At 29.5% G+C, this 15753-nt stretch carries 13 protein-coding genes and 1 pseudogene; 8 read left to right on the forward strand and 6 right to left on the reverse strand.

The features are described 5' to 3' along the window. Positions 1 to 279: 279 nt before the first annotated feature. The 5 genes from aspS to QZ286_RS09540 form a co-directional block, all read right to left on the reverse strand. A complete protein-coding gene (aspS, locus tag QZ286_RS09520; RefSeq protein ID WP_291256731.1) occupies positions 280 to 2079 on the reverse strand; it encodes an aspartate--tRNA ligase in 1800 nt (599 codons plus the stop codon). A 22-nt stretch (positions 2080 to 2101) separates the two neighbouring features. Beyond that, positions 2102 to 3343: a histidine--tRNA ligase gene (gene hisS / locus QZ286_RS09525; protein ID WP_291256732.1), complete on the reverse strand. Its 1242-nt coding sequence runs from the start codon at positions 3341 to 3343 to the stop codon at positions 2102 to 2104. 12 nt (positions 3344 to 3355) lie between these two features. Further along, a complete protein-coding gene (locus QZ286_RS09530; protein WP_291256733.1) occupies positions 3356 to 4588 on the reverse strand; it encodes a replication-associated recombination protein A in 1233 nt (410 codons plus the stop codon). Between the two features lie 51 nt (positions 4589 to 4639). Then, positions 4640 to 4864: a preprotein translocase subunit SecG gene (gene secG, locus QZ286_RS09535; RefSeq protein ID WP_291256734.1), complete on the reverse strand. Its 225-nt coding sequence runs from the start codon at positions 4862 to 4864 to the stop codon at positions 4640 to 4642. 143 nt (positions 4865 to 5007) lie between these two features. Beyond that, positions 5008 to 6963, reverse strand: coding sequence for a TonB-dependent receptor (locus tag QZ286_RS09540; protein ID WP_291256735.1), 1956 nt, complete (start codon positions 6961 to 6963; stop codon positions 5008 to 5010). A 188-nt stretch (positions 6964 to 7151) separates the two neighbouring features. Between QZ286_RS09540 and QZ286_RS09545 the strand changes: the two genes are divergently transcribed. Continuing rightward, positions 7152 to 7511 (forward strand): YbaN family protein, encoded by a 360-nt coding sequence (locus tag QZ286_RS09545; RefSeq protein WP_291256736.1) that lies wholly within the window; start codon positions 7152 to 7154, stop codon positions 7509 to 7511. Between the two features lie 237 nt (positions 7512 to 7748). Here the strand turns inward: QZ286_RS09545 and QZ286_RS09550 are convergent, their stop codons facing one another. Then, complete coding sequence (locus QZ286_RS09550) at positions 7749 to 8249, reverse strand: flavodoxin family protein (protein ID WP_291256737.1); 501 nt, start codon at positions 8247 to 8249, stop codon at positions 7749 to 7751. Positions 8250 to 8445: 196 nt separating this feature from the next. On the opposite strand from QZ286_RS09550, the gene QZ286_RS09555 reads away from it, so the two are divergent. From QZ286_RS09555 to QZ286_RS09585, 7 genes and pseudogenes are all read left to right on the forward strand, one after another. Then, on the forward strand, positions 8446 to 9714 hold the full coding sequence (locus tag QZ286_RS09555; protein ID WP_291256738.1) for a radical SAM protein: 1269 nt from the start codon (positions 8446 to 8448) through the stop codon (positions 9712 to 9714). Between the two features lie 47 nt (positions 9715 to 9761). Then, entirely contained in the window at positions 9762 to 11858 is a 2097-nt protein-coding gene (locus QZ286_RS09560; protein ID WP_291256739.1) for a TonB-dependent receptor, read from the forward strand. A 37-nt stretch (positions 11859 to 11895) separates the two neighbouring features. Next, positions 11896 to 12867: an iron ABC transporter permease gene (locus tag QZ286_RS09565; RefSeq protein WP_291256740.1), complete on the forward strand. Its 972-nt coding sequence runs from the start codon at positions 11896 to 11898 to the stop codon at positions 12865 to 12867. After that, positions 12867 to 13655, forward strand: a complete 789-nt coding sequence (locus QZ286_RS09570) for an ABC transporter ATP-binding protein (protein WP_291256741.1) — start codon at positions 12867 to 12869, stop codon at positions 13653 to 13655. The genes QZ286_RS09565 and QZ286_RS09570 overlap by 1 nt, the downstream gene beginning before the upstream one ends. A 1-nt stretch (position 13656) precedes the next feature. Further along, positions 13657 to 14538 (forward strand): ABC transporter substrate-binding protein, encoded by an 882-nt coding sequence (locus QZ286_RS09575; RefSeq protein ID WP_291256742.1) that lies wholly within the window; start codon positions 13657 to 13659, stop codon positions 14536 to 14538. Positions 14539 to 14655: 117 nt separating this feature from the next. Beyond that, complete coding sequence (locus QZ286_RS09580) at positions 14656 to 15381, forward strand: YaaA family protein (RefSeq protein WP_291256743.1); 726 nt, start codon at positions 14656 to 14658, stop codon at positions 15379 to 15381. A 218-nt stretch (positions 15382 to 15599) separates the two neighbouring features. Continuing rightward, positions 15600 to 15746: pseudogene (locus tag QZ286_RS09585) on the forward strand (transposase); the annotation flags it as partial. Positions 15747 to 15753 lie beyond the last annotated feature (7 nt).

Here is a 15753-nt window from a genome sequence, read left to right on the forward strand (position 1 = left end):
CTAAGTCCCAAAGAAAAGCTCCAACCTACCGTCTTCAATACAGTTTTAGTCGCCAAAACCATAAGTGGTAGTCAGTTACTAACAGCATACAGAGTCCGTAATCAACTTAAGCTCTAAGCTATTCGTGACTTTGCTGAGCTACTGAAAGCAGCGCCAACCCCGTGACGACATTAGGCCCAAAACCTCAAGAAATAACGAGTAGGTCAGACATCTATTCTTATTAAGGAAATTATATCACTTATTTATAAAATTTTCAAGTATTAATCTTAAATTTATTTTTTATTTTTCTTCGATTTTTTCATCATTTTTTGCTGTTACAGCAATATTTAGTTCATCTAATTGAGATTTGTCAACAAAATTAGGTGCCTCCGACATTAAACATTGACCTTTATTAGTTTTTGGGAATGGAATAACTTCTCTTATTGAAGCTTCTTTTAACATTACCATTAACCATCTATCAATTCCAAATGCAAGTCCTCCATGAGGTGGTGCTCCATATTTAAATGCATCTACAAAGAAACCAAATTTTTCTCTAGCCTCTTCATAAGATAATCCTAATCTTTCAAAAACTTTATTCTGAATTTCAGGATTAAAGATTCTTATAGAACCTCCTCCAATCTCAAATCCATTTAATACCATATCATAAGTATTTGTTCTTATATTTTCTGTCTGTCCACCTAAGAAAGCTTCCATATCATCAGCTTTTATTGAAGTGAATGGGTGGTGTTCAGCCTTGTATCTTCCCTCTTCTTCATCATAAGTAAACATTGGGAAATCAACTACCCATAGGAATTTAAACTCATCATTGTTTATTAGATCAAGTTCCTTTCCTATTCTAAGTCTCATAGCTCCTAAAGCTCCGTATACAACTTTAGCTTTATCAGCTATTATCAATATTACATCTCCTGGGTTTGCTTCAGCAACTTTTACTATATTTGCCATCTCCTCTTCAGAGAAAAATTTAGCTATTGGAGAGGTTATACTTCCATCTTCAGCTATTTTTACATAAGCCATTCCCTTTGCTCCGAAATATCTCTTAGCGTACTCTTCATACTCTCCTAACACTTTTCTTGAGAATTTTTCAAAAGCTTTTGGAGCAGTTATACATTTTACTAATCCACCATTTTCAGCAACATCTTTAAATGCTTTAAAACCACAAGTTTTAGCAATATCTGTTAAATCTTTTAATTCAACCCCAAATCTTACATCTGGTTTGTCAGAACCAAATCTTGACATAGCTTCAGCATAAGGCATTCTTGGGAATTTGTAATCTGCACTCTCTCCAGTAATAGCTGTGAATACATTTTTAGCTAATCCCTCTATTGTATTCATAACATCATCCATCTCTACAAATGACATCTCAACGTCTAATTGAGTGAATTCAAACTGTCTATCTGCTCTTAAATCCTCATCTCTAAAGCATTTTGCTATTTGGAAATATCTTTCTACTCCACCTATCATTAATAATTGTTTGAAAAGTTGTGGTGATTGAGGTAAAGCATAGAAAGTTCCTGGATTTATTCTACAAGGAACTAAGAAGTCTCTTGCTCCTTCTGGAGTTGATTTATTTAATAATGGTGTATCAACATCTATAAATCCCTCTTGGTCCATATAGTTTCTAATTGCCATTATCATCTTATGTCTCATTCTAAGATTATTTAACATTTTTGGTCTTCTGATATCTAAATATCTATATTTTAATCTGATATTTTCGTTTAAATTATCTTCAGTTCCAGTAATTTGGAATGGTAATACATCACAGTTATTTAAAATTGTAAGTTCTGTCGCAAATACTTCAATCTCTCCAGTAGGGATATTCATATTTTTACTCTGTCTCTCTTTTACAGTTCCAACTACTCTTATAACTGCTTCATTTCTCAATTTTTGAGCTTGTTCAACTATCTCTTTTGGAGCTACTTCTATATCAAATACAACTTGAGTTTTTCCCTCTCTATCTCTTAAATCAACAAAAGTTAATCCTCCTAGGTCTCTAGTTGTATCTACCCAACCAGAAAGTGTAACTGTTTGTCCAATGTTCTCTTTTCTTAATTCACCAAGATTATGAGTCCTGTAAATCATTTTTACCCTCTCCTTAATATATCTATTTTTTTATTATTTCAATTGCTTTTTCTAAACTCATTTCCTCTTGTGTTCTTGCATTGAAATCTTTTAAGACTATTACATCTTTATTCATCTCATCTTCTCCTACTATTATGCAGTATTTAACGTTTAGTTTATCTGCTTTTTTCATATGAGACTTCATTCCTTTAGCATTGAAATCAACAAAAGTTTTTATTTTATTATCTCTTAAAATCTTTGCAATTTTTAATCCAAATTCCTGTGTATTTTCTCCTAACCAAGCTACATATACATCTGGATTATTCTTAGGATAATCTTCCAACAACATCATCATTCTTTCTACTCCAGCTGCAAATCCAACTGCTGGTATATCTTTAGCTCCTAGCTGTTTTAGTAGATTATCATATCTTCCACCACCCAATACAGTTCCTTGAGCCCCTAATTTATTTGTTATTATCTCATACACTGTACTTGAGTAGTAATCTAATCCTCTAACAAGTCTTGAATCCTCTACATATTTAACTCCAAAAATATCCAAATATTTTTTTACTGTTTCATAGTGAGCTCTCTCCTCTTCTGTAAGAGAGTCTATTATACTTGGAGCCTCCTTAGTCAACTCTTTACACTTATCAACCTTACAATCCAATACTCTCAATGGATTTTTCTCCATTCTCATTCTACAATCTTCACAAAGTTCCTCTTTTATTGGTTCTAAGAAATTTAATAGATTCTCTCTATATTTTGTACGTGAAGCATTTGTTCCAACAGAGTTAATGTGAACCTCTAGGTCACTGATCCCTAATTTTTCTAATAGAGAGTAACTCATTGCTATAACCTCTGCATCTAATATAGGCGAACTTTCACCTAAAACTTCAACCCCTATCTGATTGAACTCTCTTTGTCTTCCTGCTTGAGGTCTCTCGTATCTAAACATAGATCCATTATAATAGTATTTTGTAACATCTTCTTTTCCATAAATAGCATTCTCTAAATATGATCTTACTACAGATGCTGTATTTTCTGGTCTCAATGTTAAACTTCTATCTCCTCTATCTTTAAAAGTATACATCTCTTTCTCTACTACATCTGTTCCCTCTCCAATTCCTCTTTTAAAAAGATCTGTTTCCTCAAATATTGGAGTCTTTATATATGTATATCCATAACTCTCAAAAATCTCTTGAGCCATTTTAGATATATATGTATATTTGACAGCTTCTTCTCCAAATATATCCTTAGTTCCTCTAGCAGCTTTTATAAGCTTCATTCTCTCACCTCTTTATTTTTTCCATAACTTTTCTAATTTTTCTTTTATAAGTTTTTCATTCTTATTATCTCCAGGAATATAGTAATTCCTACTCTTATTTGTATATTTCTGCTTTATGAAATTCCCTGGATAGTCATGTGGATATTTATATCCCTTTGCATTGTGACCAATAGTTGGTGGTACTGCCTCTAAATCACCCTTCTCTATATCTTCCAATGCCTTATTTATTCCCATATAACAAGAGTTGCTTTTGGTAGAAATAGCTATATACACAACAGCTTGTGCTAGTACTATTCTAATCTCTGGCATACCTATTCTCTCACTTGCCATCATAGCACTATTAGCTATTAACATTGCCTCTGGATTAGCCATTCCTATATCTTCACTTGCATGTATTACAAGTCGTCTTGCTATATATCTTGGATCCTCACCACCAGCCAATAATCTCCCTAACCAATATAGAGCTGAATCAGGATCACTTCCCCTCATACTCTTTATTAGGGCTGATATTAAATTATACTTATCCTCCTCTTTGTGATAGGAAGCTTGTCTAGTTTTAAATATCTCCAAGATCTCATCAACTTGTAAATCAGCACAACTATTCTTATACAGCTCTAAATAATTTAAAGCTACTCTACTATCTCCTTGAGAAATATCTAAGATACACTCTATTATCTCCTCACTCACATCAGTTAAAGATAACTTCTCTACCCCTCTTTTTAAAATCTTTCTTATGTCCTCTCTTGTCAAAGCCTTAAATTCAAATATCATAACCCTTGATAATAGGGCATTATTCAAACTATAATAAGGATTTTCAGTAGTTGCTCCAATAAGAGTTATAGTTCCATTCTCACAATATGATAACAATGCATCTTGTTGAGTTTTATTAAATCTATGTATCTCATCTAAAAATAGTATTGTCCTTTTTCCATAAAACTCTATACTTTTTTTAGCTCTCTCTACAACCTCTCTCAAATCATTTAATGATGCTGTTGTTGCATTCAAAGTTTCAAAGTTACTATTAGTAGTTTTTGAAATTACCTCTCCTATCGAGCTTTTTCCACATCCTGGTGGTCCATAAAAAATTGAGTTTGATATATTCTGCTTTTCTATCAGTTTTCTGAGTATTCCTCCACTCCCTAAAAGCTTCTCTTGCCCTATAAAATCATCTAGACTTTGTGGTCTCAACTTTACAGCTAAGGGTTTCATACTCTCATAGTTATTCCCAAAAAGATTGTTCATCATTCTATCATCTACCTATAAAAAAGACGTATTGCCCTCAATACGCCTCTCTCTTTATTTCACTAAGTATAATAAAAGTGCACTAAGAATAAATAGTGTTGCCACAATTTCTGTTGCTTTAGCTAAAGGCCCTCCATCTTTTGATATTCCAAACACAGTGTTTGATGCTCCTAATCCCATACTTGCAGATGTTCCGTGGCTCCTATCTGGTTGTATAAGTACTAATACTATTAATGTAATGGCAAAGATAAATAGTAGAACTGTAAATAAAGTTTCCATCTTATTCCTCCCAAAAATTCTTTAAATAATCTATTAAATTATACCATAACCACTTATCTCGGTCAATATTTATATAAAAATTCCTTGACTTTTCTCAGAAATAATAAAATCAAGATCAAATGACCTTGATTTTACTGTTTTATTTAGAAATTATATTTAAATCCGAAAACAAAGTTTCTCTCTGTAGCTGGATCAAACATATATTCATTTCCCTTCATAGATACTGAATCATAATATTTTTCATTAAATATATTATTTATTCCTGTATATAATTTTAAAGTTGGTATAGGATAGTAGTTTATAGTTACGTTAGTTACTGTATAACTATTTTGCTTACCACCTGTATTACTATTGTTTAAATAATACTTTGCTGAGTAAACTGTTGTTGAAGATAAACTTACTTTATCATTCAGCTTATAATCTAAACTTAATGATAATTTATGATTAGGAACATTACCTATCTCTTTTCCTTTTGTATTACTTTCACCAGAAGCAGTTTCTTTAATTTTAGTTTTTATATATGAATATCCTTCTCTCAATGTTAATTTATCAAAATACTGTTCAGCTGATAATTCAACTCCATATCTTTCTGTTTTTCCTATATTTTTAAAGTTAAAGTTTATTCCATGAGTATCCTTATAAATCTCATCTTCTGTTGTTGTATAGAATCCTGTAATTCCTACTAAACTATCATAAATATAGTCTCTAGCTCCAATTTCATATGTTAAATATTTTTCAGACTTTAGGTCATTTAAAGTATATTGATTATTTTCTCTATCAAATAGATCTGTTGGCTTCGGTGAAGTAAACCCTCTTTCTATTCTAGCATAAATATTTCCAGTATCTGAGTATAGATAATTTGTAACTAACTCTAACGCAAAGTTATCCTCTGAAACAGTTTTATCTATCAGTAATTTACTATATTTTCTATACAGATCATAATCTGCATACTCATATCTAAACCCTTGTGTAAATTCTAATTTACCAAAATTATTTTTATTCAACACAAATAAACTATTTGTTTCTTTTGTTAAATTAGCATCAGCTTTTATAAAACCTGTAGATTTTCTATCTAATTTAGCTTTTACATAATCATATCCAAAAATTAATTCGTCATTCTCTCTATATTTAACTCTCATTTTAGGTTTTACAGCTATTCTTGTATCGTCCATATCCATAACTTGATTCATATCTTTATATTCATGTGTTACCATATTCATATCATGATATGAAGTAAGAATATTGAAATCTATTTTATCATTTATTTTTTGTTCATACTTTAAACTAAATTCATTCTTTTTAATCTCTTTTTCACTTGGTAGTATTCCAGAAGCATATCCAGATTGTTCTCTATCTTCATTTATCTGTTTTCTAGTCAACGAAGTTGGATATGTACCTTTTTCTTCAAATCTCAAATACTTAAATGTTAGTTTTTTATCTTCTGCAAGATCATAGTTTAATGTTGTTTGAAAGTTTTTATTATCACTTTCATCTTCATCTCTAAACCCTCTGTATCTTTCATCTAAATAATCAACACTTACTCCTAATTTTCCTAAAGTTGTTCCATAGCTTACGTTTCCTTTTTTAGTACCATAACTTGTGTATTCAGCACCTATACTTCCACCTTGATATCCAGCTCCTGTTTTTGTTATGATATTTATTATTCCACCTCTAGTTCCACTACCATACAGTATAGCTCCACCACCAGGAATAACTTCTATTCTTTCGATATTCTCAACTGCTACCGTATTTAATGGAGTAGATCCATGTGAAGAGTCAATAGTATTTATTGTTACCCCATCTATTAATATTTGAACATTGCTATCTGCATTGTCTTTTCCTTGTCCTCTCATATCTATTTTAGGACTACTTGAATCACCTATTATATTAACACTTGGAATGTCCTTCAACACATCAGTAACACTTTGATAATTTTTTTCCTCTATTTCTTGAGCAGTAACCACTGAAACATTTTTTACAGTATCTTTTTGTGCAGTTTCAAATCCTGTAGCTGAAATTACACTCTTTCCTAACTCAATATCAGCTCCATGTGCAACAGCTGATAGTATTAAACTTAGTAATGCTATTTTTGTTCTCATTCTTTCTTTTCCCTTTCAATTTAATAAAAAAATATTTTCTGTTTCAAAACTTTTTAAATTATAAATATATAGACATAATTTGTCAAGTTTTTTTTGAAATACTAAATATATATATTTTAAATATTTATTTGACTTTTTAAAAAAAATTAGCTATATTTATAAATAAATTTTTATGAAAGGGGTATTTTATGCTAAAAAAAGTTTTTTTGATATTTGGATTCATCTCTTTAGGGCTAGGATGTATAGGTATTTTTCTTCCACTTCTACCTACTACTCCATTTTTACTACTAAGTGCTTATTGTTTTAGTAAGTCATCAGAGAAATTTCATACATACTTATTAGAAAATAAAATCTTTGGTCAATATATTAGAGACTATCAAGAGAAAAAAGGAATCACTCTTAAAAATAAAATTTTTGCAATTCTTTTACTTGTAGTTAGTATAACTTTCTCACTATCTAGAATCTCTAATTTACATCTTAAAATATTTTTAATCCTTATTTTAATTGGAGTTTCCTACCATATTTTAAAGTTAAAAACTCTTAAATAATTATTTTGATTATAAAAATATTTAGTTTTTTAATTTTTTTCTTGACTTTTATTTTATTTTAATATATAATTCAATTAATCCTTTCTTTTAAAGTATTTTAATTTACTTAATTAACAACAATATAAAAGCTGTCAGTGCATATAAAAATCTGACAGCTTTTATATTTTTTGGAGTATAATTTTTAAACTCAATAAAAAAAGTAAGTATCTATTATCTAGATACTTACTCAATTAAATATTATTTTATTAATTCTTTAAAATACTCATATGCTTTATCTAAATCATTTTGATCTGGGTGCTTACTTGCATCTTCCCATCTTTTTATTCTTTCTGGATTAGGTCCATGTGGATGATCAGGTCCAAAATTCTTTTTCATCATCTCTATTAGTTTTGGATCAATTGCTCCTTGGCAGTGATAGTGTCCTATTACTTCATTTCCATTTTCAGTGAATAATTCTTTTATATTATTTGTGCAATCTTCAGCATGCTTAGAATCAGGATATGCTCCTAATGTAAATACAAATGCCACTTTTTTATTTTTTAATGTCTCTATAAATTTTTTAGCTTTTGCATCAGCTGTTCCCTTGTCTATCCAAGTTCCAACAACTATTAGATCATAATCTAAATTGTCCACCTCTTTTATATCTTTCACTTCTACTTGTGAAAAGGCTTTACTTGCAGCTTCACATACTTTTCTAGTATTTCCAGTAAGTGTTGAATAAGCAATAAGTGTTTTCATTTTTCCCTCCTAGTTATTTTAGTTTACTTTCTATTTTATATCACAATTTATTTTTAAAGTCAAACAATTAAAAACAATTATTTTTTAACTTGACAATCTTTAATAAACAGTTTAATATATTTATAGTAATTTTATTTTGCAAATAAAATTATTTTTGAAGGAATTATTATGTAAAGGAATTAATTTGGAGGAAATAATGACAGAAAATTTAAAGTTATTTGAAAAAAGATTCAAATCTCATCACGATAGCAATGGACTTATCAACAAGTACGTTCAAAGTGAAAAAGCTACTGGAGAAAGTTTTGAAGCTATGTTAGAGATTAAACCTGATGATAGAAAGAAGGCTATCTACGTTCACACACCTTATTGTGATAAAATTTGTTCTTTTTGTAATCTTAATAGAAAGCAAATTGATGGAAGCTTAGATTCCTATGCAGAATACGTTGCTAGTGAGTTTAATAAGTATGGAAAAACTACTTATTTCAAAGAGAGTACATTTGATGTTATATTCTTTGGTGGTGGAACTCCTACTGTTTATAAGCCTAAACAATTAGAGATTATTCTTCAAAGTATAAGAGATAATGTTAAACTTAGTGATGATTATGAGTTTACATTTGAAACAACTTTACACAATTTGACTGAAGAAAAATTAGAAGTTATGATGAAATACGGAGTTAATAGACTTAGTGTTGGAATTCAAACTTTTTCAGATAGAGGAAGAGTTTTCTACAACAGAACTTACGGGAAAGAGGAAGTTAAATCAAGACTTAAAAAACTTAAAGATTTCTTCAAGGGAGATGTTTGTGTAGACATTATCTATAATTTCCCTGATCAAACTTTTGAAGAGGTTATTGAAGATGCTAGAATTGTAAAAGAATTAGAGTTGAGCAGTGCTAGTTTCTACTCACTTATGGTACATGATGGTTCTAAACTTTCAAAAGATATTGAAGCTGAAAGAGTAAAGCTTGAAGAAGATATGAAAAAAGATTATCTACTTTACTCTCACTTTGTAGCTGAAATGCTTAGAGAGGACAAATACCATATTTTAGAATTGACTAAAATTGCTAAAAAAGGTGGAGACAATTACCAATATATAAAAGTTAGAAATACTGGTGGAGACACTTTCCCTATTGGTGTGGGTGCAGGTGGAAGTGTACAAGGAATCGGAGTATACAGAATGAGTAAAGAGATGTCTTTCTACTCTAAACAGACTGATGTTCATTCTAAATTTGGAAAACTTTCAGGAATTATGCAATTCCCTATAATTGCTAAAAAAGATATTAAAGATGTTTTATCTGATGAGGAATATGGTTTCTTCTGTGAAAAAATGAAGGAGTATGAAGATAAAAAACTTGTTTTAGAAACAGAGGAGAGCTTTAATTTTACAAATGATGGAGTGTTCTGGGGTAACAATCTTTCAATTGATACAATCGGGTTTATACTAGAAAAAATATTTAATAAATAAGACTTTAATTTTCAACTAAAATATTAATTTTAAAAGGAGAAAAACATATGAACAAAAAGAAAGTAACATTACTTTTAGCACTACTTGCTGTAGCTGCTTATGGAGAAGAGAGTATCGACTTAGGAAAAAGCGTTATCTATTCTACAACTGGATTCGCTACTGAAATGAGAGAAGTTGCAGCCAATCCAACTATAGTAACTTCTGATAAGATCAAGGAAAAAGAGTATAAAACTGTACTAGATGTTTTGAAAGATATTCCTAGTGTTTCTATTACTAAAGATACATTTGGTTCTACTGTTGATTTGAGAGGACAAGGAAGTGCTATTGCTAAGAGAAATGTACAGATATTAATAGATGGAGTTGCTGTAAATTCTTTAGATACTTCTATGACAAGTACTCCAATTAATACTATTCCTGTAAGTTCTATTGAAAGAATTGAAGTTATTCCTGGTGGAGGAAGTGTTCTATATGGTAGTGGTACTGCTGGTGGGGTAATTAATATTATTACAAAAAATGGAAAAGGACTTAGAGCTGATGTAGCTTATGACCATACTAGTTTTGGTGGAAATAAGTATGATGTTTCTGCTGGACAATCTCTAGGAAATTTTGATGCTAATGTTATATATAGTAAAACAAATGCTGATGGCTATCGTAGTCAAAGTCATGATGATACAGAATTTTTTCAAGGAAATTTAAAATATAATATCAGTGATACGCAAGCACTTGAATTTAAATATTCTCATCACGAATCTGATATTTTTTCACCTGGTATGCTTACTAGAAAACAATTACAAGAGGATAGAAAGCAAGCTGGTGATAAAGTTACTAAAGTTAATACCGAAAAAGATGATTATGTTTTAACATACAATACTAAATTAAGTGATAATTTAGAGTTTAATATGGTTGCTTTTCAAAATGAAACAAATTTAAAAATTTCAGACAAAGGAAAAAAACCTTATGGTTTCTTTGACGATAAAAAGAAAGGAATTAAACCTAAGTTAAAATATTCTTATGGAAAAAATGAATTTGCTAATAGCTCAGTAATTGTTGGTTTTGATTATATTGATAACGATGCTCAAAGATTGGCAAATATGGAAATGGGAGCTCATGCACCAGTAGTAACTACAACTAATGATTTTAATAAAACTACGTATGCTGGTTTTATTATGAACAATTTAAAATATAATGATTTTGAATTTAATCAAGGGTTTAGATTTGAAAAAGCTGAATATGATATTTTTAGATCATCTAGTACTAGTATTGGTGGTAAAACTATGGGTAAACCTAAAATTGTTAATACTTCAAAATCTGAAGAAAATTTTGCACTTGAATTATCTGGTTCTTATTTATACTCTGACACAGGAAAAGTTTATACTAGATTAGAGCAAGGGTTTACTTCTCCACCACCAGCACTTTTAACTGATGCTGTTCCTTATGAAAAATCTGTTATGGGTCGTCCTATGAGTGGAACAAAATATGAACTTAATGATTTAGAATCTGAAACATATAGAAGTATAGAGTTCGGTATGAGTGACTATATTGGAAATACTTCTATCAATACATCTATTTTCTATACTCAAACAGATAATGAGATCTACACTTATATGAAGGGAATGGCAACAGGTATGTCTCAAAAAATTCTGAATTATAATATTGATAAAACAGAAAGATTTGGTGCTGAGATAGCATTAGAACATTATTTTGGAAAATTAACTTTATCTGAATCATATCAATATATGCATGCTGAAATAAAAAAAGGAACAGAAAAACAATATGATGATAAAGGAAATAGAGTCAATGGTGCAGATTTAGCAGGTAGAAAAATAGAGGGAGTTCCTACTCATAAATTTACTTTTGGAGCTAAGTATGATTTCACTCCTAACTTTAATATCAATGGTGAAGTAATTTATACAGGAGACTCTTATATTAAAAATGATAATCTTAGTGGAAAAAGAGGTAGCTATACAATTACTAATATAAGAACTGGATATTCATTTGATAACGGACTAACACTTTATGCTGGAATCAATAACCTATTCGATAAAAAATACTATGATAGTGTTGATTATAGTGAAAAAGATGGTTATACTTATGATCCAGCAGCAGAAAGAAATTATTATGTAGGATTCAGATATAGCCTATAATACTCTGAATCATAGAAATTAGAATGCGAGGAATTATATGAAAAAAGTTTTACCTATCGTACTTACAATAGGAATAATTATAACAGGAATACTCTCTATCCCTTTAGGGAGTGTTCCAATTCCTCTGGAGTATATATTTTCTCCAGGGAAAGCTCCAGATTATATAAAAACTATAATCTTTAATCTTAGATTACCTAGAATAATAATGTCACTTCTTGTAGGAATGATGTTATCATCTAGTGGGGCTGTTGTTCAAACAGTCTTTCAAAACCCTCTTGCTGATCCATATATTATTGGAATTGCAGCAAGTGCAACTTTTGGGGCTGTAATTGCTTTTATTTTTAATATGCCTGACTTCATGTATGGTGTCTTAGCTTTTGTAGCTTGTTTAGCTAGTACACTTTTAATATTTAAGATGGCTAAAAAAGGTAATAAAGTAAATGTTGCAACTCTTTTGATAGTAGGAATTGCCGTATCATCATTTTTAGGAGCCTTCACATCTTTTGCTATGTATCTTATTGGAGAGGATTCTTTTAAGATTACAATGTGGATGATGGGATATCTTGGAAATGCTACTTGGAATAGAGTTATATTTATATTAATACCTCTTGTTTTTTCACTAATATATTTTTACTCGAAAAGATATGAATTAGATGCTCTACTTTCTGGAGATGAAGAGGCACACTCTCTTGGAGTAGACGTAAATAAATTAAAAGTGAAAACACTTACTGTAGCTGCTCTTATAGTTGCTTTCTCTGTAGCTTTTTCTGGAATGATCGGTTTTGTTGGACTAATTGTTCCTCACACTATTAGAATGATAGTAGGTCCTTCTAATAGTAAGATGCTACCAAGTACTATTTTAGCTGGTGGATTCTTTTTATTACTTTGTGATACTTTTGGAAGAGTCGTTTTAGCTCCTGTTGAAATTCCTATTGGAGTTATAACTGCCTTTTTCGGAGCTCCATTTTTTCTATATTTAGCATTAAAAAATAAAAGGAGAGATTTCTAATGGACATAATAAAAATTGAAAAACTAAATTTCTCCTATGGAAATAGAAAAATTCTTCAAGGAATTGATCTTAATTTAAAAGAGAAAAAACTTACTGGAATACTTGGACCTAATGGTTGTGGAAAATCAACTCTTTTAAAAAATATTTTAGGATATTTAAATGGAGAGAGTGGAAATATTTATATAGATAATTTAAAATCTAGTGATATTTCTCAAAAGGAAAAAGCTAAATTGATCTCTTTAGTTCCTCAAAAATCTCAACTTGTATCTGCTATGGATGTTGAAGATTTTGTTTTAATGGGGAGATTACCTCATTTAAAAAATAGTTGGGACGGTTACTCTGCTGAAGATAGAGAGATTGCTAAAAAACATCTTTGTGAATTAGAGTTAGAAAACTTTATAAAAAGAAAAGCTCCAACTCTTTCTGGTGGAGAATTTCAAAGAGTTTTATTAGCTAGAGCCTTAACTCAAGAAACTAAAATAATTCTCCTTGATGAACCAACATCGGCATTGGACCTAAACCATGCACTTGATCTGATGAAAAAAGTTAAAGAAAATGTTATAGAAAAAGGATTATCTGCTATTGCTGTACTTCACGACCTAAATCTTGCAGCTATGTTTTGTGATGAAATAGTTATGCTAAAAGATGGAAAAGTATATGCTCAAGGTACTCCTAAAGAGACTTTAACTGTTGAGAATTTAAAGGCAATCTATGATCTTGAATGTTCTATTTTCTATACAGAAGAGGATATTCCATATATTATACCAAAGTTAAAAGGAGGAAAATAACGTGAAAAAAGTAATCTTATTACTTACATTACTAATAAGTAGCTACTCATTTTCAGCTTTAAAAGTAGAAAATGATAAGATAAGTGATAACTATAAAAACAGTATTAAAATAAAGGAATATAATAGGATTGTTATATTAGATCCTGCTATTATTGAAACATTTTATATGATTGGAGCAGAGGACAAAATATCTGCTATTGCTACTACTGCTAGAAGTAAGATCTATCCTGAGGATAAAGTTAGCAAATTACCTAGTGTTGGACACATTACAAATACAAGCATTGAAAAAATTCTATCATTTTCACCTGATTTAGTTTTAATTGGAGCTATGTCTACAAAATTGGGAGCTAGTTTAAAACCATTTAATATTCCTGTACTTGTTGTAGATTCTAATAACTTTGATGATATTTTACAAAATATCCAAGTTTTTGGAAAATTAACTGGTAAAGAAAAAGAAGCTACTAAATTATATGAGGATTCAACTTATAAATTAAAAGATATTCAAGAAAAAATATCTGCTAATCCTCTTAATTTAAAAGGGGCTATTCTTTACTCTACAACTCCAATGATGGCTTTTAATTCAAAATCTCTATCAGGTCAAATCTTATCATTGTTAGGTATTAAAAACTTAGCTGATAATTTAGTTGGAGATAAACCTATTATCTCTCCTGAATTTTTACTTAAAGAGAACCCTGATTTCTTGATTGGATCTATGGCAATCGGTTCTCCAGAAGATATTTTAAATAGCAATCCTGTGGTAAAAGATATTACTGCTGGTAAAAAAGGACACCTTTTTATAGTTGATTCAACAAAAATATTAAGAGGTTCTCCTAGAATTTTTGAAGCTATTGATGAATTTTATAATGAACTTAAAAATTTCTAAAATACAGCATTAGATATATAATATAGCTGGAGAGATCTACACCTCTCCAGCTTTTCTACTAGTATGTTGAATTTTTTTCATTTATAATATAAAATATTGTAAAAAATGGAGGTATTTATGAAGATTTTATTTTCGCCTAGTAAGACAATGAAACTAAAAAATATTAATTTTTCTAAAAATAGAACTATTAACTTTCCTGATAAAACTCATTCATTAGTTAATTCTTTAAAAAAACTTTCTAAATCAGAAATTGAAAAATTATTTAAAATAAAGGGTCAACTACTTGAGGAAACTTACAATAACATTCAAAACTTTGACTCTCTAGACTCATATGAAGCTTTATCCCTTTATGACGGTGTCACTTTTAGACAACTAAACTTAAATAGTTACTCTGCTAAAGATTTAAACTACTTAAATGAAAATCTATTAATTTTCTCTGCTCTATATGGAGTTTTATCTCCAAACACTGAAATAAAACCATATAGACTTGATATGACTATTAACTTTTTAGAGGAATCTCTTTACAAGTTTTGGAATGATAAAATAAATGATTTTCTTAATGCATATATTGATGAAATCTTTATTAATTTAGCTTCAAAAGAGTTTTCTAAAATAATTGATAAGAAAAAATTCAAAGTTATAAATATTGAATTTAGACAAAAAGTAGATGATAAATTAAAAAATATTAGCACTGAAGCAAAAAAAGCTAGAGGAATGTTATTAGATTTTATGACAATTAATAATATTTCTGATTTAGAAAGTATTAAAACTTTTACTAAAGAAGGATATCAATTTTCAGAATCTGATTCTAACTCTGATACATTATTTTTTATAAAAGAGTAATGAAAAATACTCATAAAATTTCTGTACAAAGTTCTTATCTTTATTCTAAAATTTAACTTAACGAGCAAGAAGTCGCCCACCTCTATAGGTGGTGCTATGAATTGCTCTATTGCTTTTTAGAAGATAAAGTGATATAACATAATCAGTAGATATATAAAAATAGGAGTGAAAGCAATGGAATTAGATAGTAATTGTCATTCAGTATTTTTGTTGTATTAATAATAAAAAAAGAATTTCCACATACAAGAAAATATCTTTGGAAAGAAATGTTTTGGTCTAAAAGTTTTTGTTTGTTGACCACTGGAGGAGCTCCACTTGAAGTCATAAAAAAGTATATAGAGGAACAAGGACAAAAGAGTAAATAATTTTGAA

Source organism: Fusobacterium sp. (assembly GCF_019012925.1).
In the GTDB taxonomy this organism is placed as follows: Bacteria; Fusobacteriota; Fusobacteriia; order Fusobacteriales; family Fusobacteriaceae; genus Fusobacterium_A.